Source organism: Polaromonas sp. CT11-55, assembly GCF_047303325.1.
Taxonomy (GTDB): domain Bacteria; phylum Pseudomonadota; class Gammaproteobacteria; order Burkholderiales; family Burkholderiaceae_C; genus Polaromonas.
The window spans coordinates 25,744-47,273 of the sequence record NZ_JBKBEX010000031.1; the positions used below are offsets into that span (position 1 = coordinate 25,744).

At 65.8% G+C, this 21,530-nt stretch carries 19 protein-coding genes; 4 read left to right on the plus strand and 15 right to left on the minus strand.

Annotated features, from left to right (window positions below; all coding sequences use genetic code 11):
- Positions 1-126 precede the first annotated feature (126 nt).
- On the plus strand, positions 127-1,872 hold the full coding sequence (locus tag ACEN8I_RS21400; RefSeq protein ID WP_413330630.1) for a GMC family oxidoreductase: 1,746 nt from the start codon (positions 127-129) through the stop codon (positions 1,870-1,872).
- Between the two features lie 34 nt (positions 1,873-1,906).
- On the opposite strand, the gene ACEN8I_RS21405 is transcribed toward ACEN8I_RS21400, so the two are convergent.
- The 14 genes from ACEN8I_RS21405 to ACEN8I_RS21470 all read right to left on the minus strand — a co-directional run bounded on the left by ACEN8I_RS21405 (position 1,907) and on the right by ACEN8I_RS21470 (position 17,248).
- Positions 1,907-2,365, minus strand: coding sequence for a MarR family winged helix-turn-helix transcriptional regulator (locus tag ACEN8I_RS21405; protein ID WP_413330631.1), 459 nt, complete (start codon positions 2,363-2,365; stop codon positions 1,907-1,909).
- A gap of 168 nt (positions 2,366-2,533) precedes the next feature.
- On the minus strand, positions 2,534-3,523 hold the full coding sequence (locus tag ACEN8I_RS21410; RefSeq protein ID WP_413330632.1) for a Bug family tripartite tricarboxylate transporter substrate binding protein: 990 nt from the start codon (positions 3,521-3,523) through the stop codon (positions 2,534-2,536).
- 87 nt (positions 3,524-3,610) lie between these two features.
- Positions 3,611-4,030, minus strand: a complete 420-nt coding sequence (locus tag ACEN8I_RS21415) for an acyl-CoA thioesterase (protein ID WP_413330633.1) — start codon at positions 4,028-4,030, stop codon at positions 3,611-3,613.
- Positions 4,031-4,035: 5 nt separating this feature from the next.
- Positions 4,036-4,821, minus strand: coding sequence for an SDR family NAD(P)-dependent oxidoreductase (locus ACEN8I_RS21420; protein ID WP_413330634.1), 786 nt, complete (start codon positions 4,819-4,821; stop codon positions 4,036-4,038).
- A complete protein-coding gene (locus tag ACEN8I_RS21425) occupies positions 4,818-6,074 on the minus strand; it encodes a thiolase family protein (protein WP_413330635.1) in 1,257 nt (418 codons plus the stop codon). Before ACEN8I_RS21425 ends, ACEN8I_RS21420 begins: the two co-directional genes overlap by 4 nt.
- A gap of 19 nt (positions 6,075-6,093) precedes the next feature.
- Complete coding sequence (locus ACEN8I_RS21430) at positions 6,094-7,953, minus strand: feruloyl-CoA synthase (protein WP_413330636.1); 1,860 nt, start codon at positions 7,951-7,953, stop codon at positions 6,094-6,096.
- Between the two features lie 82 nt (positions 7,954-8,035).
- Positions 8,036-8,809 (minus strand): crotonase/enoyl-CoA hydratase family protein, encoded by a 774-nt coding sequence (locus ACEN8I_RS21435; protein ID WP_413330637.1) that lies wholly within the window; start codon positions 8,807-8,809, stop codon positions 8,036-8,038.
- Positions 8,810-9,043: 234 nt separating this feature from the next.
- Positions 9,044-9,877: a phosphate/phosphite/phosphonate ABC transporter substrate-binding protein gene (locus ACEN8I_RS21440; protein WP_413330638.1), complete on the minus strand. Its 834-nt coding sequence runs from the start codon at positions 9,875-9,877 to the stop codon at positions 9,044-9,046.
- Positions 9,878-9,993: 116 nt separating this feature from the next.
- Complete coding sequence (locus tag ACEN8I_RS21445; protein WP_413330639.1) at positions 9,994-10,452, minus strand: hypothetical protein; 459 nt, start codon at positions 10,450-10,452, stop codon at positions 9,994-9,996.
- Between the two features lie 36 nt (positions 10,453-10,488).
- On the minus strand, positions 10,489-11,970 hold the full coding sequence (locus ACEN8I_RS21450; protein WP_413330640.1) for an ammonium transporter: 1,482 nt from the start codon (positions 11,968-11,970) through the stop codon (positions 10,489-10,491).
- A 412-nt stretch (positions 11,971-12,382) separates the two neighbouring features.
- Entirely contained in the window at positions 12,383-14,455 is a 2,073-nt protein-coding gene (gene mrdA, locus ACEN8I_RS21455; protein WP_413330641.1) for a penicillin-binding protein 2, read from the minus strand.
- 249 nt (positions 14,456-14,704) lie between these two features.
- Positions 14,705-15,223: a rod shape-determining protein MreD gene (gene mreD, locus ACEN8I_RS21460; RefSeq protein WP_413330642.1), complete on the minus strand. Its 519-nt coding sequence runs from the start codon at positions 15,221-15,223 to the stop codon at positions 14,705-14,707.
- Entirely contained in the window at positions 15,220-16,143 is a 924-nt protein-coding gene (gene mreC, locus ACEN8I_RS21465) for a rod shape-determining protein MreC (RefSeq protein WP_413330643.1), read from the minus strand. The genes mreD and mreC overlap by 4 nt, the downstream gene beginning before the upstream one ends.
- 61 nt (positions 16,144-16,204) lie before the next feature.
- Positions 16,205-17,248: a rod shape-determining protein gene (locus ACEN8I_RS21470; protein WP_007872262.1), complete on the minus strand. Its 1,044-nt coding sequence runs from the start codon at positions 17,246-17,248 to the stop codon at positions 16,205-16,207.
- 309 nt (positions 17,249-17,557) lie between these two features.
- Between ACEN8I_RS21470 and gatC the strand changes: the two genes are divergently transcribed.
- Genes gatC through gatB form a run of 3 tightly spaced genes read left to right on the plus strand, consistent with a single transcriptional unit; the run spans position 17,558 to position 20,831 of the window.
- On the plus strand, positions 17,558-17,857 hold the full coding sequence (gatC, locus tag ACEN8I_RS21475; protein ID WP_413330644.1) for an Asp-tRNA(Asn)/Glu-tRNA(Gln) amidotransferase subunit GatC: 300 nt from the start codon (positions 17,558-17,560) through the stop codon (positions 17,855-17,857).
- Complete coding sequence (gatA, locus tag ACEN8I_RS21480) at positions 17,854-19,368, plus strand: Asp-tRNA(Asn)/Glu-tRNA(Gln) amidotransferase subunit GatA (protein ID WP_413330645.1); 1,515 nt, start codon at positions 17,854-17,856, stop codon at positions 19,366-19,368. The genes gatC and gatA overlap by 4 nt, the downstream gene beginning before the upstream one ends.
- Positions 19,369-19,373: 5 nt before the next feature.
- Positions 19,374-20,831 carry an Asp-tRNA(Asn)/Glu-tRNA(Gln) amidotransferase subunit GatB gene (gene gatB / locus ACEN8I_RS21485; RefSeq protein WP_413330646.1) on the plus strand — a complete coding sequence of 486 codons (1,458 nt, stop codon included), beginning with the start codon at positions 19,374-19,376 and terminating at the stop codon, positions 20,829-20,831.
- A 38-nt stretch (positions 20,832-20,869) separates the two neighbouring features.
- On the opposite strand, the gene ACEN8I_RS21490 is transcribed toward gatB, so the two are convergent.
- Entirely contained in the window at positions 20,870-21,529 is a 660-nt protein-coding gene (locus tag ACEN8I_RS21490; RefSeq protein WP_413330647.1) for a DUF4124 domain-containing protein, read from the minus strand.
- Between the last annotated feature and the right edge of the window lies 1 nt (position 21,530).

Sequence of the window (21,530 nt, forward strand, 5' to 3'; positions counted from 1 at the left end):
CAGAGTGCGGCGGTCAGCCCCGCGTTAGGCTGGGCTGGCAGCATGGATCCCGCGGTGCGCTCCGGCCGCTACCGCCAGCCCGGTTTTTCCGGCTAATCTTCCAATAACGACGAGACAAAGGCATCCATGCAAGACGAGAGCCAGGTTTTTGACTACATCATCATCGGCGCCGGTACCGCGGGCTGCCTGCTGGCCAACCGCCTGAGCGCCGATGCGTCCAAGCGTGTGCTGCTGATCGAGGCGGGCCGCAAGGACGACTACCACTGGATCCACATCCCGGTGGGCTATCTCTACTGCATAGGCAACCCGCGCACCGACTGGCTTTACAACACCGAACCCGACGCCGGGCTCAACGGCCGGGCGCTGCGCTACCCGCGCGGCAAGACCCTGGGCGGCTGCTCCAGCATCAACGGCATGATCTACATGCGCGGCCAGGCGCGCGACTACGACCAGTGGGCCCAGCTGACCGGCGACATGGCTTGGCGCTGGGAAAATTCCCTGCCGCATTTCAAGCTGCATGAAGACCACCACAAGGGCGCCGACGCGATGCACGGCGCGCGCGGCACGGCGCCCGAGCTGATGCAGGACAAGAGCCAGCCCTACCAGAAGGTGCTGCGCCACCGCAACGCCGGCGGTGAATGGCGTGTGGAAAAGCAGCGCCTGCGCTGGGACATCCTGGACGCGTTTGCCGAAGCGGCGCAGCAGGCCGGCATACCGGCCAGCAGTGACTTCAACCGGGGCGACAACGAGGGCGTGGGCTACTTCGAGGTCAACCAGAAAAGCGGCTGGCGCTGGAACACCGCCAAGGCCTTTTTGCGGCCCGCCTGCTACGCGCGCCCCAATTTCGAGCTGTGGAACAATGCCCAGGTATGCAAGCTGGTCATAGAAAAGCAGCCGGACGGCAGCCAGCGCTGCACCGGTGTGGAAGTGTGGGCCGGCAGCGAGCGCGTCACGGCGCACGCCACGCGCGACTCCGGCCCCATGGGAGAAGTCATCCTCTGCGCGGGCAGCATAGGCTCACCGCAAATCCTGCAGCTCTCTGGCATAGGCCCGGCCGCCCTGCTGCAGCAGCACGGCATCCCCGTGCTGCAAGACCTGCCCGGCGTGGGCGCCAACCTGCAGGACCACCTGCAGATCCGCTCGGTCTACAAGTTCCACGGCGACAAGCGCTGGGGCCTGTCGCTCAACACCATGGCCAATTCGCTCTGGGGCAAAGCGCGCATCGGGCTGGAATACGCGCTGCGCCAGACCGGCCCCATGAGCATGGCGCCCTCGCAGCTGGGCGCGTTCACGCGCAGCTCGCCTGACCAGCCTTATCCCAACATCGAGTACCACGTGCAGCCGCTGTCGCTGGACGCTTTCGGCGAGCCGCTGCACGGCTTCAATGCTTTTACCGCCAGCGTCTGCAACCTGAACCCGACCAGTCGCGGCACGGTGCACATCAAGAGCGGCCGATTCGAGGATGCGCCGGCGATCGCGCCCAACTACCTGAGCACGGTCGAAGACCGCAAGGTGGCGGCCGATTCGCTGCGCGTGACGCGCAACATCGTGAGCCAAAGCGCGCTGGCCAAGTACCGGCCTGAGGAGTTCAAGCCGGGTGTGCAGTTCCAGACGGACGAAGAACTCACGCGGCTGGCCGGCGACATCGCCACCACCATCTTCCACCCGGTGGGCACGACCAAGATGGGACGCACAGAAGGGCCCGAAAGCGACCCGATGGCGGTGGTGGATTCGCACCTGAGGGTGCGCGGCATCCGCGGGCTGCGCGTGGTCGATGCCGGGGTGATGCCGCTGATCACCAGCGGCAACACCAACTCGCCCACGCTGATGATCGCGGAAAAAGCCGCGGCCTGGATCCAGGCCGGGATCTGAGCGCCTGTTCAATGTCTAACCGGGGTCGCGCGGTTCAGCGGTAGATTTTTTGCAGAAGGCGCATGAGCGTCTTCTTTTCCGCGGCGCTCAGCCGCTGGGTGGCCTCGGTTTCAAGGTCGACGGCCGTGCCTTCGGCATCGCGCATCAAGGCCTCGCCCGCATCGGTAAGGTAAAGCCCCACGGCGCGGCCGTCCTGCGGGTGCGGCTTGCGATGCACCAGCTTGCGCTTTTCCAGCGTGACGATTTTCCCGACGAGGTTGGGCGGCAGGATGCTGAGCGCGCCGCAGAGCTGGCGCGAGGTGATGCCGGGGTTGTGCGTGATCAGGGACAGGATCGAAAAATCCACATGCCTGAGGTCGTAGACCGCCATGCGCTTGCTGAACAACTCAATGACCTTGAGGGAGGCGCGCGTGGCGTTGTAGCCCACCAAGGTTTCGAGATAGGAGGTATCCACCTCCTCTACCGCGGGAGCGGGTTTGGACGACACTGGCATAGGGGATCAGGGGGCTTTCGTTATCGGGCAACGCTGTCGGCACGGGCAGGCGGCCAGGCTAGCCTCGATTATGCCAACGCGCCCGGACGGCAGCCGGGCCGGGCCGCCAAAGCCTTAGAACCTGTGCACGGCCTGAACGGGGCCGTGAACAGGCTCTCAGCCGGAACATCAGGACTCGGCGGTGAAGCCGACTTTTTTGATCAGCGGTCCCCAGCGCTCGAACTCGCGCTTCTGGCTGACGGCCATGTCCTCCGCGGTGCCGCCGTAGGGAATCAACCCCACCACCGTGAGCGACTCGATAACGGTTTTGTCCTGGATGGCGGCATTGATGGCGGCGTTGGCCGCGGCAACCATGTTGGCCGGTGTTTTGGCGGGCGCGTAGAAACCGAACCACTCTTCCACCGTCAGGTCGGCAAAGCCCTGTTCGGCGAAGGTCGGCACCTCGGGCACAAAGGGTGAACGCTGCTTTCCCGAGGTGGCCAGGATGCGCAACCTGCCGGCCTTGTGGTTGGGAATGAAGTCGCCGTGCGGCGTCACCATCGCAGCGAGCTGGCCGCCGACCACATCGGTCACGCCGGGCACCGAACCGCGGTAAGGCACGTGCTTGAGCTCCACGTGGTTGTTCAGGCCCAGCAAGGCACCGATGAAGTGCGGGGTCGAGCCCGCGGCGGGCGAGCCGTAACTGGCGTCCTTGGGGTTGGCCTTGGCCCAGGCGAGGAAGTCCTGCACGGTCTTGACCGAGGCCGGCACCAGCGGCCCGACGGCCAGCCCATGGTGGATCATGGAGGCGGTGCCCACCGTGACGAAATCCGCGAACGGGTCGTAGGACAGCTTTTTGTAGATATGCGGATACAGCGACAGGCAGGAGAACGGCGACATCGCCAGCACCGAACCGTCCGCCGGGGCCGTCTTGAGCACCTCCAGCGCGATGCGGCCGCCGGCGCCGGTCTTGCTGTCCACGATGCCGTTATTTTTGGAATAGGCTGTGCCGCCAAGGCGGTCGCCCACACGGCGCGCGCAGATGTCGCCCGCGCTGCCGGCCGGAAAGCCGTAAAGAATCTTGACCAGTTCGAGCGGCGCGGCCAGGGCCGGGAAAGGCGCTAGAGCGGCCGCGGAAAGCGCCGCTGCGCTCTGCACAAAATGACGACGTGTTTGCATGAGATGTCTCCTTGTAGTTAAGTCCACGGGTCGAAAAGCAAAATCCGCGAGGCGCCGGACATCTCCGGACGCGTCAGTCAAATTTCTTCAGCTGCATTGGCGGCGTATGTCCGGGGGCACGGCAATGGCCTTCATACGGTCGGGTTTGTCGGGGTGGCGTATGCAGAAGGCGCGCGTCTCCCGCCCTTCGCAAATCAAATCCTCGCCGCGGCGGATCACATGCCGCTGGATGAACACCTTGTCCCGCCATTCCTCCACACTGGTGTGGATACGCAAGGTCTCGCCGTAGGTGGCGGGCTGGCTGAATTTGGTGTTGATCTCCAGCAGCGGGGTGCCGACGATGCCGGTGGTCTTGACCAGTTCCCGCCAGGGCGGCACGCCGCAGGCCATGAAAAAGTTCAGCGATGCGGCGTCCATCCAGCGCGAGAAATTGGGGAAGAACACGATCCCCGCAGGATCGCAGTCGCCGAACGCAACCTTCACTTCATAAACAATGGTTTTTTCCATTCGGCTCACCTTGGCGCCATGCGCAGCGCACCGTCCAGGCGTATGACTTCGCCGTTCAGGTGGTCGTTGTTCACGATGTGCACCGCCAGCTGCGCGAACTCCTGCGGCTTGCCCAGGCGCGGCGGAAAGGGAATGCTGGCAGCCAGCGAAGCCTGGACGGCTTCGGGCAGCTGCGCCATCAGCGGTGTGGCGAAGAGGCCAGGCGCCACCGTGCAGACACGGATGCCATGCTGCGCGAGGTCGCGCGCCATGGGCAGCGTCATGCCGGCCAGCCCGGCCTTGGAGGCGCTGTAGGCCTGTTGCCCGACCTGGCCGTCGAAGGCGGCCACCGATGCGGTGAACATCATCACGCCGCGCTGGCCATCTTCCAGCGGAGCGAGCTTGGCGCAGGCGGCCGCGAACAGCCGGCTCACGTTGTAGCTGCCGACCAGGTTGATGGTGACCACCCTGGCAAAGTCCTCCAGCGGCGCTGGCGTGCCGTCCTTGGCCACGATGCGCTTGGCGGTGCCTATGCCGGCGATATTCATCAGGATGCGGGCCGGGCTGTGCGCACCAGCCGCCTTGTCGAGTGCAGCCTGTACGCTGGCGCTGTCGGTGATGTCGCAGTGGCAGGCCAGTGCCGCGCCCGCGCCTTGGGCCGTGCAGATGTCGGCGGCGACTTTTTCCGCGTTGGCAAGATTGATGTCCAGCACGGCGACCTTGGCGCCCAGGCGCGCCAGTTCACGGGCGGTGGCTTCACCCAGTCCCGAGCCGCCGCCGGTGACCAGCGCCGCGAGTCCCTGAATATTCATGGCGCTTCTCCTTGCGGGTTCTCCAGCAACAGGGCAATGCCCTGGCCGCCGCCCACACAGGCCGACGCAATGCCGTAGCGCATGCCGGCGCGCTGGATCTCGCGCGCCACGGTGACCGTGAGGCGCACACCGGTCACCGCCAGCGGGTGGCCCATGGCGATCGCCCCGCCGTTGACGTTGAGTTTGCTGAGATCCAGGTCCAGCTCACGCGCGACCGCCAGCGTCTGCGCGCCCTGGGCTTCATTGATTTCAAAGCGGCCGATCTGCTCCAGCCTGAGACCGCAGCGCTCGAGCAGCAGGCGGATCGCGGGAGCCGGGCCTATGCCCATGATCTCGGGCGGCACACCGACGACCGCGGCGGCCACCACACGCGCCAGCGGCTTGCCGCCCCGGGCTTTCACGTAGGCGCCGGAGGCCACGACGGCGGCCGCGGCCGCGTCCACCAGCGCCGCGCTGTTGCCGCCGGTCTGCACGCCGCCGGCATGCACCGCCCTGAGCTTGGCCAGAACCTCGACGGGGGACGGCCGCGCATGGGTGTCCTGCGCGACTTCCGTGAGCTTGCCCTGCAGGCTGATGCCGCGCGTGGCGTAGCCGGGCAGTTCGAATTTCTCGCTGACCACCGGCACGATCTCCCCGGCGTGAAAGCCGGCGTCCCGGGCCGCCACGGCCTTGGCGAAGGAGCTGGAGGCGAATTCATCGACCGCTTCGCGCGTGATACCGTATTTCTTCGCGAGGTTTTCCGCGGTCTGGATCATGTCGATGCCGGCGGCCGAGTCCTTGAGGGCCTCCCACATGAAATCCTTGAAGCCGACGGGCGCGCCCAGCTTGAAGCCGGTGCGGTGCTCAAAGGCGGCGATCGGGTTGCGCGTCATGCTCTCGGCGCCGACCACCAGCGCCACGCTGGCGGCACCGCTCTGGATCTGTTCGCCGGCCTGCCGGAACAGCTCGAAGCCGGTGCCGCAGATGCGCTGCACCATGATGGCGGGCACCTCGACCGGCACGCCGGCGTACAGGCCTATATGGCGCGGCAGCATGAATTGCTCGAAATCGCCCGGGGCCATGTTGCCGGCAATCACCGAGTCGACGTCGCCGGGGCTGACGCCCGAGCGCTGCAGCACGGCGCGCGCGGCCTTGATGCCGAGGTCGGTGGGCGACACGTGGCCGAGGGCGCCGCAGTAGTCGACCATGGGCGTGCGCATGCCGTCCAGCATCCAGACGTCCTGGAAGGCGGAGAAAAATCCTTTGTGTTGCATGGCGGTAGGGTTCGTGGTTTTAGCGTGCAGCGGGTTTAAGGATGGGGTGCGCGGCGTCCTCGTGCAGGGCCGCCACAAGCGCCGCCCGGTGCGTGAGCACGGCGCGCTGGTTGATGGAGCCCTTGTCGGTGACCTCGCCCTTGTCGAAAGAAGGCGGCTCGTGCATCAGGAGCAATCGGCCTATGCAGCTGGCGCTGCCGGTGGCGTTCTGCGCGAGCGTGTCCAGCACAAGCTGGAAATGCGCGATCACCTGCTCGCATTCAAGAACCTCGCGCAGCGGCGCCTCGGGCGCAAGCCCCGAGAGCGCGCGCACCGCAGGGGTCGGAAACACCAGCGCGCCCACTTCCCTGAGGTTGATGCCCGTGAGGACCACGTCCTGCACATAAGGCGCCCCAGCCGCGATGATTTTTGCGCGCAGCGGGCCTACGCTGACAAAGGTGCCGGTGGCAAGCTTGAAGTCTTCGGCGATGCGCCCGTCGAATTTGAGCCCGAGGTGAATGTTGCCCTCGTCAATCCATTTGACGGCGTCGCCGGTGCAGAAAAAGCCTTCCTCGTCGAAGGCCTGCGCCGTTTCCTGCGGCGCCCGCCAGTAGCCGGGCGTGATGTTGGGGCCCTTGTAGCGGACCTCGGTCTTGCCGTCGATGTCGGCCAGTTTGAGTTCGATGCCGGGCGCGGGAACGCCCAGGTCGCCGGCCTTCACCTCGGGACTGGTCACAAAGATGGCGAAGGGCCCGGATTCGGTCATGCCCAGGCCGGTGGCCATGACGATGCGCTCACCCACTTCCTTTTCCTCGGATTCATACAGGCTGTCCCAGACAGGCTGGGCGAGCGAAGCCCCGGCGTAGAAGAACATCTTCACGCGCGACAGCAGCTTGCGCCGCAGTTCCGCGTCCGTTTTCATGGCGTTGGCGATCGCCTCAAAACCGGTCGGCACATTGAAGTAGACCGTGGGGGCGATTTCGCGCAGGTTGCGCAGGGTCTCGTGCATGAGCGCGGGTGTGGGTTTTCCGTCGTCGATGTAAAGCGTTCCGCCGTGGAACAGCACCATGCCGAAGTTGTGGTTGCCGCCGAAGGTGTGGTTCCAGGGCAGCCAGTCGACCAGCACGGGCGGCTCCTCCTGCAGCACCGGCATGGACTGCGCCATCTGCTGCTGGTTGGCGCACCACATGCGCTGGGTGTTGATCACCGCCTTGGGCATCTTGGTCGAGCCGCTGGTGAACAGGAACTTCACGATGGTGTCCGGGCCGGTGGCCTGCATGGCGCGGTCCACCTCGGCCGTCGCGGGCGTCGCGGCCAGGTCCGCGAAGCGCGTACTGGCGCGGCCCTCGATCTGCCCCGCGCCCAGCAGCACCTCGACCCCAGGCTCCAGCACGGCCTGTATGGCCTTGCCATAACGCTGCGCATCGGCGGCAAACACCAGGCCTGGCGTCACGGTCTTGACCACATGGCGAAGCTTGTCGTAGTCCTGGCTGACCAGCGAATACGGCGGCGAAACCGGCACAAAGGGCACGCCGGCCACCAGACAGCCCAGGGCAAGCTGCGCGTGTTCAAGGCCGTTCTCGGACAGTATCACCACAGGCCGCTCGGCGCTGAGGCCGCGGTCCAGCAATCCCTGGGCGATGCTGCGCGCCGCAGCCCAGGCCTGGGCGTAGCTGAGGTGCCGCCACTCGCCCGTCGTCCCGTCCACCAGCTTTTCGCGCCGCGCCATGAAGCTGCGCCCGGGCGCGGCCTGCGCCCAATGCCACAGCCGGTCGGTGATGCGGACGGGGTAGTCTTTCAGGTCCTGGTCGGCACGCAGGTAACGGACACCGGGCCGGCCTTCGCGCAGCACGGCACGGGTCACGCCAAAGCGCAGCGGGCGGAATTTGGGGGCGCTCATGATGGTTTCTTTGTCTCTTGTCTCTGCTGTTTTTGCTTTGCGTCTCTTGCTCACCGGGCCTGTGAGGCACCCGCCGGCGGGCTCAGGCTTTTTTCACCTTGGCGGCCCTGCCGCTCAGAAAGTCCTTGACGCGGTCCTTGGCCTCAGGCGCGCTTTGCGCCACCGCCGCCATCAGGGCCTCGGTGAAGAATCCCTGGTCGGCCGGCTGCTCGGCGATGCGCGGCAAGGCATGCATCAGGGCGTAATTGGTCAGCGGCGCGTTTTTCGCGACCTGGCCGGCCAGCTCCAGCGCCTTGTCAAAGGCCTGGCCTTGCGGCACCAGGTATTGCGCCAGGCCTATGCGTTCGCCTTCCTGGGCGCTGTAGACGCGGCCGGTCAGCATCATGTCCGTCATGCGGGCCGTGCCTATCAGGCGCGGGATGCGCACCGCGCCGCCGCCGCCGACAAAAATGCCGCGCGAGCCTTCGGGCAGGGCGTAAAAAGCGCTTTCATCGGCGACCCGGATGTGGCAGGCGCTCGCCAGTTCCAGGCCGCCGCCAACCACCGCGCCGTGGAGCGCGGCGATCACGGGTACGGGGCCGTACTGCAGGCGGTCCAGCGCGGCGTGCCACATGCGCGAATGGTGCAGGCCCTGGCTGGCGTCGCGCTCCTGCAGCTCGCTGAGGTCAAGGCCTGCGCAGAAATGGTCGCCCTCGCCGTGGATCACGGCGGCCCTGGCGGCGGGCGGCAGGTTTTCAAACATGTCGCGCAGTGCCAGCACCAGGGCATCGCCCAGGGCATTGCGCTTGGCGGGACGCGCCAGGCGAATCACGGCAATGTCGCCGCGCATTTCGAGAATCAGGTGTTTTGGGGTCATAGGAATCTTTTCAGTGAGGCCAATTATGATTATGAATCATAACTATTACAACGAGACCGCGCGGCTTTTTTGGCAGTGGAAACCCTAGGAGACTATAAAAGGCGAGGCGGTCGCAGCGGGATAAAAGAAGCCCGCAGGAAGAAGCCCGCAGGTAATGCGGCGGGGATTCCGAAAGCGCCCGGCAGGCGCAGCCAAGGTCAGGCCGGCGTGATGAAAGCTCGAATCAGGAAAGGCTCAGATATTGAGCCACTTGAGCAGCTCGCGCATGCGCGGCTCGGACGTGGTGTCGAACTGTTCCACGCCTATGCGCTTGAGCACGTCCTTGCCGGCGTCGCTGGCGGGCAAGGCCAGCAGTTCTTCCTGGATGGCCTTGAGTTGCTCGGGCTTGATGCGCTTGTGCGCCACCATCGGAAAGTAGGGTTGTGGCACGCTCTTGTGGATGATGCGCCCGCCGTCTTTCTCCCACTTCTTGGCGATGCCTGAATAGGAGGCCACGCCGCCCACGTCGGCGAATTTGTTGTCCAGGTAGAAGCCGACAGCGGCCTGCTCGCGCACGAACTGCACGTTTTCCTTGCCCACCAGGATGCCCTTGTCGCGCAGTTCCGCGGCGCAAAAGCGCGACATGTAGGCGATCTGCTCGGGCAGGGCGATGCGTTTGCCCTTGACGTCCTCGATGGTCTTCAGCTCGGAACCCTTGGGCGCGATGATGAAGCACTGCCCGTCGGGTTTGGTGCTGGCAATGTAGCTGTAGCCGTAGTCGCGCATGCCGCGCGCCGGGTAATCGCTGGGGCGGGCCATGACCAGGTCGAAACGGCCGGTCTGCATGCCTTCCTCGAGTTGCTTGAATTCGCGCGCGAACACCACGCTGACCTTGGCCTTCATGGCTTTGCCGATGACCTCGGCCAGGCCCTGGTATTTGGCGATCACCTGGGCATGGTCCAGCCCGCCCGAGGTGCCTTCGCTGATGCCCAGCACCAGTTGCTGGGCCGGGGCTTGTGCTTGTGCGGCGCCGAACCCGAGCAGGCCGGCTACCGATACGAATGCCAACGCCATCAAATCGCGCAACATAAGCTACTCCTTATACAGAGTCCGCATGCTAAAGGCAGCCCTTGGGACTGGCTAGCTGTGATTACCCTTAAGGGCGCACCCCGGCAGACGGGCGACACCCGGCAGCCGGCAGCGATTCAACGCAGGCTCTTCACATAACGCGGCGCGTTCGGGTCGCGGTGCTTGCGTTCGCGATGGCCCTCTTCGCCGAAGATCGCGCCGAAGGTCGATTCGATGAAGCCCGATTCCGGGTAAACCTCTTCCTCGGTGTCTATGGAGCGCGCGCTCTGGCGATCCGCCTGGGGCGGCGGTGCCAGCACAGGGGCGCTGCGCTCCTTCACAGCCTCCGACACCATCTGCACCAGCGGCAGGCGCGGCTTGGGATCGGGCACGGCCATGATCTCCTCCAGCCTGTCGGCCCAGACCGCCAGATCGGGGTGGCCGTCCTCGATCGCCCTCTCGCGCGCAAAGCGCGCGATCTCGGCCGCGTACTCAAGGTTGCCGGCCATCCACTCGGTGTCGGTCACCCGGCCGGTCTTGCGGCGCAGCAATACATGCAGGTGGGCCGCGATGGCGATTTTCTCGTTGGAAGGCATGGCGTGGTGTCCTTCAAAGGGTGAAATACCGGCAACTCAGGTGCCCAGGCGTTCGGCATGCTGGGTGATGTCGAGGCCGTCACTTTCCGAGGCTTCGCTGACGCGCAGGCTGACAAGCAGCGAAGTGATCCACAAGGCCAGCGCCGTCATGAACAGGCTGTACAACATGACCGAGCCCGCGCCTATGGCCTGCGTCAGCACATCGCCTTGCGCGCCGGAGATGGCCTTGCTGGCGAACACGCCCGTGAGCAGCGAGCCCACGATGCCGCCCACCCCGTGCACGCCGAACACGTCGAGCGAGTCGTCGGCATCGAGCAGGCGCTTGAGCCCGGTGGCGCCCCAGTAACATGCCAGCCCGGCGGCCACGCCGAACACCAGCGCCGCGCGTGGCGAGACAAAACCGGCGGCCGGCGTGATCGCGACCAGGCCGGCCACCAGGCCCGAGCACAAGCCCAGCAGCGAGGGCCGCCCGCGCACCGCCCACTCAGCAGCCATCCACGACAGCGCGCCGGCCGCGGCCGCGATATGGGTGACCGCCATGGCCAGGCCGGCCCGGCCGTCGGAGGCCACGGCGGAGCCGGCGTTGAAGCCGAACCAGCCTACCCACAACATGCCGGCGCCGGCCATGGTCAGGCCCAGGTTAAAGGGTGTGAAGGGCTCGCGGCCGTAGCCGCGGCGCGGGCCGAGCACATAGGCGCAGACCAACCCGGCGATACCGGCATTGATGTGCACCACCGAGCCGCCGGCAAAGTCCAGCGCGCCCATGCGGGCCAGCCAGCCGTTGGGCTCCCACACCCAGTGGGCGATAGGCGCATAGACGATAACCGTCCACAGCGACATGAAAATCAGCATCGCCGAAAAACGCATGCGCTCGACGAAGGAGCCAACCACCAGCGCCGCCGTGATGATGGCAAAAGTCAGCTGGAACATCGCATAGACCGATTCCGGAATGTTGGGCGCGACGTGGCTGACCGCGACCTTTTGCGCATCCTTCACATAATCCAGCCCGGTGAACCAGAAGCGATCGGTGCCGCCCAGGTAATGGCCCCAGGTGCCGCTGCCGGGCGTGAAAGCGATGGAATACCCTACGGCGAACCATAAAAGGCTGACGGCGGCGCAGATGGCGACGACGCAGGCCATGACGTTGAGCACGCTTTTCTTGCGTACCATGCCGCCGTAAAAAAGGGCGATGCCCGGAAGCGTCATGAGCAGCACCAGCGCGGTGGAGGTCATCATCCAGGCGGTGTCGGCGCCGTTGAGCGTCTCAGCCCCCACCAGGCCCGGCTGGGTCAGGGGCGCGGGAGGCGGGGCTGATGCGGCTGCCACGGGAGCAGGCGCCGCGGGCGCGGGAGCCGCCGGCGGTGGCGCGGGAGTCGCGGCGGCCGCCGCAGCTTCGGCGGCGGCGCTGGCCGCGGCTGAGGCTGCAGCGGACGCGGCAGGCGCCTGCGCCATGACCTGCTGGCAGGCCATGCCGACCCAGATCGCCAAGCCCCACGCCACAAAGCTCTTCAGGTACATAAACGCCCGCCTTTCTTGCATTCAGCCAACAATCCGTAACATTTAAAGGCCGAAGGCATAACTCATGCCAGTGCCTGCCAGCGAGGTTTTTAGGTAGTTTTAAGTACAAATGCGTGCATAAGGTGCATGCGGGCGCCATGGTGTGGCGCGCCGCGGCACGGACTGCGGGCACGCTGCGCGGGCTTCGGGGGCGGGAAACCCCCAATGCACTATGCCAGTGCACGGGCTACATTGGATGACTTGCTGACGAGCCTTGCTGCTCGCAACGCGAGGAGCCGAGGAGACACGAGAAAGTCATTAGAAGTACACAGGCAACAAGGCATTCCAAAAGATGCCTTGCTGCAAAAAGCGCTGGTAACCCCAGCGCTTTTTTTATGCCTGCCGTTTTCCGGCAGGCTTGCCGGGCCGACACTCAGTCGGGATTGATGCCGGCCGCGGCCATGGGCGGGGGCAGCTTGCTCAGCGCCTCCGCAATGGCCGCCGCCTTGGCCTTGGCGGCCGCCGCCGCGGCGGCGGTGGTGGGCCCGGGAGCGCCGCCGCCTGCCGACATCAGGCCGGCCATCTCGGAGGCCTGGCGCGGCTTGCCGATGGGCGCGGCGGCCAGGCCTTTTTGCACCGCGATCATGTCTTCCTCGCTCGGGTACTGGCCCAGCAGCACGTAGTCAAATACCCGGCGCGCGATGGGCGCCGCCACGCCGGCGCCCCAGCCGGCGTTTTCCACGATCACGGCCAGCGCGATCTTGGGGTCCTCGGCCGGCGCGAAAGCCATGTACACCGCATGGTCGCGCTGGTGTTCCTCCATCTTGGCGCTGTTGTATTTGTCCTTCTGGCCTATGGTCACGGCCTGGGCCGTACCGGTCTTGCCGCCCGAAAGATAACCCGCGCCGGCAAACACCCGCGCCGAGGTGCCCTCTTGCGTGACGCCCACCAGCGCCTTGCGCACGATGGCCACGTTCTCCGGTTTGTAGCCCAGGTCCTGCGGCGGGTCGGCCGGCAGCGGGTGCATCACGCGCGTGACCGGGTCCTGCGTGCCTATGACCAGCCGCGGCCTGTGCTTGATGCCGCCGTTGGCCAGCGCCGCCGTGGCCTGCGCCAGCTGCAGCATGGTGAAGGTGTTGTAGCCCTGGCCGATGCCCAGGGAAATCGTTTCACCGGGATACCACTTCTGCTGCTCGGGCCGCTTGTAGGCCTTGCGTTTCCATTCCTGGCTGGGCAGCACGCCGCGCACCTCGCCGTTGATGTCGATGCCGGTAAGCTGGCCGAAACCCAGCGGCTTCATGAAGTCGTGCATGGCGTCGACGCCCATCTCGTTGGCCAGCGAGTAGTAATACACATTGCTGGACTTGACGATAGAGCGGTACATGTCGACCGCGCCCAGCGCGATGTCGCCGTGGCTGCGGAAGGTGTGGCCGCCGAAGGTCCATGAGGCGTTGTCGTTGACGATGAAGGTCGGCGAGCGCTTGCCGGTCTGCAGGGCGGCCATGGCCATGAAGGGCTTGTAGGTCGAGCCCGGCGGGTAGGTGCCGCGCAGCGCGCGGTTGAGCAGCGGCTTGTCGATGGACTCGTTGAGCGCCTGCCAGCTTTCGGCATCGATGCCGTCGACGAAAAGATTGGGGTCAAAGGTCGGCTTGCTGACAAAGGCCAGCACGTCGCCGGTTTTCGGGTCCAGCGCCACCAGCGCGCCGCGCCGCTCGCCGAACATGTCTTCCACGAGCTTTTGCAGGCGGATGTCCAGCGACAGCATCACCGTGTTGCCGGGCGTGGCCGGGTTGCTGGCCAGCTTGCGCACCGCGCGCCCGCCGGCCGAGGTTTCCACCTGCTCAACACCGGTGATGCCGTGCAGCTGCTGCTCGAAGCTTTGCTCGACGCCGAGCTTGCCGATGTAGTCGGTGCCGCGGTAGTTGCCCTCGTCGTCGCTGCCTTCGATGCTTTCTTTTTCAGCCTGGTTGATGCGGCCTATGTAGCCCACCACGTGGCTGCCCAACTCGCCGTAGGGATAGCTGCGAAACAGCCGGGCCTTGATGTCGACGCCCGGAAAGCGAAAGCGCTGCGCCGCGAAGCGCGCCACTTCCTCGTCGGTCAGGCGCGTGCGTATGGGCAGTGACTCGAAATTCTTGGACTCCTCGCGCAGGCGCTTGAAGCGCCGCTTGTCGCGCAGCTGGATGTCGACCACTTTTTCCAGCGCGGCAATCGTTTCCTCGAGGTTCTCGACCTTGGACGGCGTGATCTCCAGCGTGTAGGCCGAATAGTTGGTCGCCAGCACGATGCCGTTGCGGTCCAGGATCAGGCCGCGGTTCGGCACAATGGGCACGATGGCCGTGCGGTTGCTTTCGGCCTGCTCGTTCAGGTCGGCATGGCGGTACACCTGCAAATACACCAGCCGCGCCGCCAGCAGCGCAAACGCGCACAACACCACAAAACTCGCCACCAGCACCCGCGCGCGAAAGCGCGACAGGTCGGCTTCAACGTTGCGCAATTCAGTCATGGTGGTCCGACTCTACTGCCGGATGAAAGTGCCCGCAATAAGGAGGCGATGCGAAGCGAGCCGGTAAAAGGCCAGCATGAGCCGCGGAACTGGCTTTGCCAGGCCGCAGGCGGACGGCCCCCGAGGGGCTGGAGCCCGCGGCTCCAAGCCTGCCTGCGCAGGCTTGGACGGGCGGCAGAGGCGAAGTGTCTCGCGAGCCGCGGCCTGCAAGGCCTCGGGAGCTACACGCAGTGAGCGACCGTGGGGGCCTCATAGCGGTCGGTTTTGATCAGGATCGGGCGCCCGCCGCTGCGGCACCAGCAGCAGCACGCTCACGACGGGCCACAGCAAGGCCTCGATCAGGGGCGCCAGCAGCATGATCCAGCCCGGGAAGATGCCGCCGCCTATCATGCGGATCACAAGCTCCACGCCGTGCGCCACGACGAACAGCGGCAATACCTGCAGGGCCTGCGAGGGCACCGTGAACCAGAGAAGGCGGCGATGGATCATCGTGGCAAAAAAGCTCAGCGCCGTGTACGACAGCGCATGCTGGCCCAGCAGCGAGGATTGGTGCACGTCCATGCCCAGGCCGAACATGAAGGCCACGCCTATGCCCACGCGCAGCGGCTGGTGCACGTTCCAGAACACCAGCACCAGCGCGAGGAAGTCGGGCATCCAGGGCACGCGCCCCAGCGGCAGCATGTCCAGCAGCAGCGCCGCGATGAGGCTGCACCAGATGAACACCGGGTTGGCGGGCAGCAGCAGCTGCTGACCAGAGCGCATGATCATTTCGCGGCCCCTTTCTTCTTGGGCGTCGCTTCGGGTGCGTCAGGTTCGGGCCGCGGCGGGATCAGGCCGGTGCCGGGCTTGACCACCATCACGTGCCGCGCCCCCGTCACCAGCGCCTGGGGCGTGCAGTAAATCTTGGCGAAGGCCGATTCAGCGCGCCGCTCGATGCGGCTGATTTTGGCCACCGGCAGGCCGGCCGGGTAGACGCCGTCCACGCCGCTGGTGGTCAGCAGGTCGCCCTGCTGCACATCCGAGTTGCTGCCCATGAACCGCAGTTCCAGCCCGCTGCCCGAAACCGCCGGGTCGCCATAGGCCACGCTGCGCGCGCCGGTGCGCACATTGAGCACAGGAATGGCCAGGTCGCGGTCCACCAGCAGGGTGACTTCGCTGACCAGCGGATGCACGCGAGTGACCTGGCCGAGCACGCCGGACTCGTCCAGCACCGGCGAGCCCAGGTCCACGCCCTGCGCCATGCCCTTGTCGATGATCACCTTGCGGGTATAGGGGTCGGCCGCGTCGTACAGCACTTCGGCGGCCATGACCGGCGTGCTGAGCTGCTCGCGCAGGCCCAGCAGCTTGCGCAGGCGGTTGTTTTCCTGGGTCAGCTGCTCGACCTGGCCGGCGCGCATCGACTGCAGCGCCAGCTTGCGGCCGGCTTCCTCGCTGGCCAGCTTGGCCTGGCTCAGGGTGGTGAAATATTCGCCGCCGCCGCGGATGGCGCGCACCGGCTGCAAGGCCAGCCATTGCACCGGGTACAACGCGGTGGCGAGCACGGCGCGCACCGGCTGGGTGATGCGAAAGCGGGTGTCGGCGACCATCAGGAACAGCGACAAGGCGCTGAAAAACATCAGCTTGGACAGCGCCGACGGCCCCTGCTTGAAAAAGGGCGGCGGGGATCTGTCAAGGGTTCCTAAGGGCATGGTTCGCTGTCAAGCTGGCCCCGCTTCATGCCGGCGCGCGGCACGAGATACGGCGTTGCGCTTATTCCGAGGTGAAGATGGAACCCAGGCGATCCATGCGCTCCAGGGCGATGCCGCAACCGCGCACCACGCAGGTCAGCGGGTCTTCGGCCACCAGCACCGGCAGGCCGGTTTCCTCGGCCAGCAGGCGGTCCAGGTCGCGCAGCAAGGCGCCGCCGCCGGTCAGCATCATGCCGCGCTCGGCGATGTCGGCGCCCAGCTCGGGAGGGGTCTGCTCCAGGGCGTTCTTCACGGCGCTCACGATGTTGTTGAGCGGGTCGGTCAGGGCTTCAAGGATTTCGTTGCTCGAAATCGTGAAGCTGCGCGGCACGCCTTCGGAAAGGTTGCGGCCCTTGACTTCCATTTCCTTGACTTCGGAGCCCGGGAAGGCCGAGCCTATGCTCTTCTTGATGGCTTCGGCCGTGGGCTCGCCGATCAGCATGCCGTAGTTGCGGCGGATGTAGTTGATGATGGCTTCGTCGAAACGGTCGCCGCCGACGCGCACGCTGCCCTTGTAGACCATGCCGCCCAGCGAGATCACGCCGACCTCGGTGGTGCCGCCGCCGATGTCGACGACCATGGAGCCGCTGGCTTCGGACACCGGCAGGCCCGCGCCTATCGCGGCGGCCATGGGCTCCTCAATCAGGTACACGTCGCTGGCGCCGGCGCCCAGGGCGCTTTCGCGGATCGCGCGTCGCTCGACCTGGGTCGAGCCACAGGGCACGCAGATGATGATGCGCGGGCTGGGCTTGAGCAGGCTGCGCGGGTGCACCATCTTGATGAACTGCTTGAGCATCTGCTCGGTCACGGTGAAGTCGGCGATCACGCCGTCCTTCATGGGACGTATGGCTTCGATGTTGCCGGGCACCTTGCCGAGCATGGCCTTGGCCTCGTGACCGACGGCCTGGATGGTCTTCTTGCCTTGGGGGCCGCCTTCGTGGCGGATGGCAACGACGGAGGGCTCATCGAGCACAATACCGCGGTCGCGTACAAAAATCAGGGTGTTGGCAGTGCCGAGGTCAATGGCCAGGTCGGTGGAAAAATACCGACGAAATGCTTCAAACATATGCAAGAGTCCAGTTGGGGCATGGGCATACTTCGTTGCGCCATCGCCTTTTTATTGATTAAGCCATTATCGGGAAAGTCGGGCCAGAGGCGTTGGAAACCTTGCTTCAGGCACCTAAAAAGCGCCTAAAGAGTGCATCCGGCCCTGATTTCACACCAAAGGCGGGATAATACCGCATCCCCTGTAGATCGATGGGTCCATGAGGGCCGTTTTTTCAGCTTTACACCTCGTTTCAGGCCCTTGTTTCTCCGCTATTTTCCCCCCGTCTTTCCCCCACGAATTCCGCTGTATTTTCCTTCATACCTACCCATGGCATTGACACCCCAAGACATCGCCCGCGTCGCCAACCTGGCGCGGCTGGAATTGCGCCCCGACGAAACCGAGCGCACCCTGAGCCAGATCAACGGCTTTTTTGCCCTGGTGGAGCAGATGGACGCCGTCAACACCGAAGGGGTGGAGCCGCTGGCCCACCCGGCGGCGGTGATCGGCGACGTCGCCTTGCGCCTGCGCGAGGACATCGCCAGCGAACCCAACCAGCGCGAAGCCAGCCAGGTCAGCGCGCCCGCCGTGGAGCACGGCCTGTTCCTCGTACCCAAGGTGATCGAATGAGCGGCGGCCTGAACAACACCGCGCTGCACGAGCTGGGTGTCGCGCAGCTGGCCGCCAAGCTGGCCGCGCGTGAAGTCTCCAGCGTGGAAGCCGCGCAGCATTTCCTGGCCCGCATCCAGCAGGAAAAGCTGGGCGCCTTCCTGGCAACCGACGCCGATGTGTCCCTGGCCCAGGCCAAGGCCGCCGATGCGCGGCTGGCCACCGGCGAGCGCACGCCGCTGCTGGGCGTGCCGCTGGCGCACAAGGACGTGTTCGTCACGCGCGACTTCCCCACCACGGCCGGCTCGAAGATGCTGGAAAACTACCGCAGCCCGTTTGACGCGACCGTCGTGAGCCGGCTCGGCGCGCAGGGCGCCGGCATGGTCACGCTGGGCAAGCTCAACTGCGACGAATTCGCCATGGGTTCGGGCAACGACAACAGCGCCTACAAGCCCGTGAAAAACCCCTGGGACACCAGCCGCATTCCGGGCGGCTCCTCGGGCGGCTCGGCCGCCGCCGTGGCCGCGCGCCTGGTGCCGGCCGCCACCGGCACCGACACCGGCGGGTCGATACGCCAGCCGGCGTCGCTGACCGGCATCACCGGCATCAAGCCCACCTACGGACGCTGCTCGCGCTACGGCATGGTGGCCTTTGCCTCCAGCCTGGACCAGGCCGGCCCGATGGCGCGCAGCGCGCTTGATTGCGCCCTGCTTCTGTCCGCCATGGCCGCGCCCGACCCGGACCGCGACTCGACCTCGCTGGACCTGCCCGCCGCCGACTATGCGGCCGACCTGCTGGCCGCGCGCCCCGCCTCGGCCGGCGACAAGCCGCTCAAGGGCCTGCGCATTGGGTTGCCCACGCAGTTCTTCGGCACCGGTTGCGCGCCCGACGTGCTGGCCGCCGTGCGCGGCGCGCTGGCCGAATACGAAAAGCTGGGCGCCACGCTGGTGGACGTGAGCCTGCCGCTGACCGAACTGTCGATCCCGGTGTATTACGTCATCGCGCCGGCCGAAGCCAGCAGCAACCTGAGCCGCTTTGACGGCGTGAGATATGGACACAGAGCGGCCACCTATCGCGACCTCGACGACATGTACAAAAAGTCGCGCAGCGAAGGCTTCGGCGACGAGGCCACGCGCCGCATCATGATAGGTACCTATGTGCTCTCGCACGGCTACTACGATGCCTACTACCTAAAGGCGCAAAAGATCCGCCGCCTGATTGCGCAGGATTTCCAGACCGCCTTCACGCAGTGCGACATCATTGCCGGCCCGGTGTCACCCACCGTCGCCTGGAAGATCGGTGAAAAATCCGACGACCCGGTGGCCAACTACCTGGCCGACATCTACACCCTGTCGTCCAGCCTGGCCGGCCTGCCCGGCATGAGCGTGCCGGCGGGCTTCGGCGCCGGCGGCATGCCCGTGGGCCTGCAGCTGATCGGCAACTACTTCAAGGAAGCGCAGCTGCTGGGCGCGGCCCACCAGTTCCAGCTGGCAACCGACTGGCACACGCGCGCACCAGCAACATCGGCATGACAGACATGAGCAAAGACACGAAATCCCCGCTGGTGCAGGGCTACGAAGTCGTCATCGGCTTTGAGACCCACACGCAGCTCACCACCCAATCGAAAATCTTCAGCCGCGCCTCCACCGCCTTCGGCGCCGAGCCGAACACGCAGGCCAGCGCCGTGGACTTCGCGCTGCCCGGCGCGCTGCCGGTCATGAACAAGGGTGCGGTACAGCGTGCCATCGAGTTCGGCCTGGCCGTCAACGCGCACGTCGCCGAGCGCAGCGTGTTCGCGCGCAAAAACTACTTCTATCCCGACCTGCCCAAGGGCTACCAGATCAGCCAGTTTGAAATCCCGGTGGTGCAGGGAGGCAGCGTCGAGTTTTTCCTGGACGGCGAAAAACGCTCGGTGCGCCTGGTGCGCGCCCACCTGGAAGAAGACGCGGGCAAGTCACTGCACGAAGACTTCATCGGCATGAGCGGCATAGACCTGAACCGCGCGGGCACGCCGCTGCTGGAGATCGTGACCGAACCCGACATGCGCTCCTCGGCCGAGGCCGTCGCCTACGCCAGGGAACTGCACAAGATCGTCACCTGGATAGGCATCTGCGACGGCAACATGCAGGAAGGCAGCTTCCGCTGCGACGCCAACGTCTCGGTGCGCAAGCCGGGCGAGCCGCTGGGCACGCGCCGCGAAATCAAGAACCTGAACAGCTTCAAGTTCATGCAGCAGGCCATCGACTATGAAGTGCGCTGGCAGATCGAGGAGATTGAAAGCGGCAGGCCTATCCAGCAGGCCACCGTGCTGTTCGACCCCGACACGGGCGAGACGCGCAGCATGCGCACCAAGGAAGACGCGGCCGACTACCGCTACTTCCCCGACCCCGACCTGCCGCCGCTGGTGATCTCACGCGACTGGGTGGAAAAAACCCGCTCGGAAATGTCGGAGCTGCCACGCGTGATGGCGGCGCGCTTCGTCAAGGATTACGGGCTGCCCGAATACGATGCCGGCCAGCTCACGCAGAGCAAGGCGACGGCCGCGTTTTTTGAGGCGGTGGCCGAGGCCGGCCAGCAAGCCAAGCTGGCCAGCAACTGGGTCATGGGCGAGTTGTCACGGCGCCTGAACAGCGAAGAGAAACCGATCGAGGACTCCGCCGTCAGCCCAGCGCAGCTGGCCGCCCTGATAGGCCGCATCGCCGACGGCACGATTTCCAACAACGCCGCGAAACAGGTGTTTGACGCGCTGTGGACCGGCGAGGGCTCGGACGTCGACGCTGTCATCGAGGCCAAAGACCTCAAGCCGATGAGCGACACCGGCGAACTCGAGAAGATCATCGACGGCGTGCTGGCCGCCAATGCGAAGAATGTGGAAGAGGTCAAGGCCGGCAACGCCAAGGCCATGAACGCGCTGGTCGGCCAGGCCATGAAGGCCACCAAGGGCAAGGCCAACCCGGCGCAGGTCAACGAGTTGCTGAAGAAAAAACTGGGTTAGGACGCCGCTCCTCCCGGGGGCACCGGGCGCCCGCCCCTTCAGTTCTTGGCGCTGGGCGCCGGGGGGCTTATGGAACCTTCTCTCAGGGCCCATAGCTGTTTGAGCTTGACCAGCTCTTCGTCAAAGCGCTGGTTGACGCGCTTTTTCTCCTGCTCCTGGTCCGCGACGAATTTCCGTTGCACAGCCGAACTGCGCTCGTTCTCTTCGAGCTTGCGCTTGAGCCCGGGCGGCGCCTTGCTGGGGTCTTTGACGTAGAACTCGAATTCGGCCTGGATGGCCTTGCGCTGCTCGGCCAGCTCCGCCGTCCGCTTGTTGGAGGCCTTGATGACCTCGTCGACCTGGGCCAGGGCGATAACGCGTTCCTGGTCATGCACGGCGCGGCTGGGATAGCGCAGCAGCAGCGCGCGGTCCCGGCGCTTGTCCTCGGCCTCACGCGCGCGCGCCTCGGCGGCGGCCTTGTCCTTTTCTTCCTGCGCCGCGCGTTCCTGCGCGGTCAGCGAGGGCCCCACCTGGCGCTTCACCGTGCCCGAGCTGTTCAGTTCCTGCTGGGTGCGGTCTATGCACTCGATGATGGGGCGATCCGCCGTGATCTTGCGGCCTTTTCCGTCCACACAGGTATAAATCTGTTGGGCTGCCGCCTGACTCGCCGTGAATGCGGCAGACACCCAGATGACCGTAAGCACTGTTCGCAAGAGCAAA

Coding starts and splice junctions, on each gene's coding strand:
- ACEN8I_RS21400 (WP_413330630.1), top strand. CDS start 127: ATGCAAGACGAGAGCCAGGTTTTTGACTACATCATCATCGGCGCCGGT.
- mrdA (WP_413330641.1), bottom strand. CDS start 14,455: ATGACTGAATTGCGCAACGTTGAAGCCGACCTGTCGCGCTTTCGCGCG.
- ACEN8I_RS21415 (WP_413330633.1), bottom strand. CDS start 4,030: ATGGAAAAAACCATTGTTTATGAAGTGAAGGTTGCGTTCGGCGACTGC.
- mreC (WP_413330643.1), bottom strand. CDS start 16,143: ATGCCCTTAGGAACCCTTGACAGATCCCCGCCGCCCTTTTTCAAGCAG.
- ACEN8I_RS21410 (WP_413330632.1), bottom strand. CDS start 3,523: ATGCAAACACGTCGTCATTTTGTGCAGAGCGCAGCGGCGCTTTCCGCG.
- gatC (WP_413330644.1), top strand. CDS start 17,558: ATGGCATTGACACCCCAAGACATCGCCCGCGTCGCCAACCTGGCGCGG.
- ACEN8I_RS21440 (WP_413330638.1), bottom strand. CDS start 9,877: ATGTTGCGCGATTTGATGGCGTTGGCATTCGTATCGGTAGCCGGCCTG.
- ACEN8I_RS21450 (WP_413330640.1), bottom strand. CDS start 11,970: ATGTACCTGAAGAGCTTTGTGGCGTGGGGCTTGGCGATCTGGGTCGGC.
- ACEN8I_RS21405 (WP_413330631.1), bottom strand. CDS start 2,365: ATGCCAGTGTCGTCCAAACCCGCTCCCGCGGTAGAGGAGGTGGATACC.
- ACEN8I_RS21425 (WP_413330635.1), bottom strand. CDS start 6,074: ATGCAACACAAAGGATTTTTCTCCGCCTTCCAGGACGTCTGGATGCTG.
- ACEN8I_RS21420 (WP_413330634.1), bottom strand. CDS start 4,821: ATGAATATTCAGGGACTCGCGGCGCTGGTCACCGGCGGCGGCTCGGGA.
- mreD (WP_413330642.1), bottom strand. CDS start 15,223: ATGATCATGCGCTCTGGTCAGCAGCTGCTGCTGCCCGCCAACCCGGTG.
- ACEN8I_RS21445 (WP_413330639.1), bottom strand. CDS start 10,452: ATGCCTTCCAACGAGAAAATCGCCATCGCGGCCCACCTGCATGTATTG.
- ACEN8I_RS21470 (WP_007872262.1), bottom strand. CDS start 17,248: ATGTTTGAAGCATTTCGTCGGTATTTTTCCACCGACCTGGCCATTGAC.
- gatA (WP_413330645.1), top strand. CDS start 17,854: ATGAGCGGCGGCCTGAACAACACCGCGCTGCACGAGCTGGGTGTCGCG.
- ACEN8I_RS21435 (WP_413330637.1), bottom strand. CDS start 8,809: ATGACCCCAAAACACCTGATTCTCGAAATGCGCGGCGACATTGCCGTG.
- gatB (WP_413330646.1), top strand. CDS start 19,374: ATGAGCAAAGACACGAAATCCCCGCTGGTGCAGGGCTACGAAGTCGTC.
- ACEN8I_RS21430 (WP_413330636.1), bottom strand. CDS start 7,953: ATGAGCGCCCCCAAATTCCGCCCGCTGCGCTTTGGCGTGACCCGTGCC.